Annotated in this window: 1 pseudogene; it reads left to right on the top strand. The window is 67.4% G+C overall.

Annotated features, from left to right (window positions below):
* Positions 1–567 (top strand): annotated as a pseudogene (locus G3446_RS27225) (hypothetical protein); the annotation flags it as partial.

The raw sequence follows: 567 nt of genomic DNA, 5'->3' as shown, positions 1-567 counted from the left end.
GCGCGAGGGACAAAAACTGGAGGCGATCCCCTTGGATGCACAGCTGCAGTTGCCTGAGGCGTGCACGTCCTATCTGCTGCAGGACTGGAATGCCCAGCTGATGCAGGCGATGCCCTATGCCCAAGCCGCGCAGTTCCTCGAGCGGTTTTTGGGGGTGCGCCAATCGGTGCAGACCCTCGAGCGCGATCAGCTGCATCTGAGCGCCCAGGGGGAGGCGTTTTGGGAGCAGTTGCCCGCGCCGACGCCGTTGCCGCCCGGGGCCATTCTGGTCGATAGCGTCGACGGTAAAGGCGTGTGCATGCGCCCGGGCGAGACCGGTGGCGAGCGGGGCAAGAAGAAGATGGCGATTCTGGGCGCGGTCTATGGGATCGCGCCGTGCGTGCGCACACCTGCGCAGGTGCTTGCGGCGCTGTTTGCTGATGCCGCCGCGCCGGCGAGCGTCGCGCGCCCCAAGCCCTTGGACAAGCATGTGCGCGCCTGCCTCAAGCGGGACGCCGAGGACACCACCGCGGCGCAGAACGCGGAGATCTTTGCCTGGCTCGCGCAGCAGAACGCCTTGCGCGATCC

The sequence above is a fragment of the Thiorhodococcus minor genome (assembly GCF_010820565.1).
Classification (GTDB): Bacteria; Pseudomonadota; Gammaproteobacteria; order Chromatiales; family Chromatiaceae; genus Thiorhodococcus; species Thiorhodococcus minor.
The sequence above is the reverse complement of the archived record's forward strand: the minus strand, read 5'-3'. Positions and strand labels throughout refer to the sequence as shown.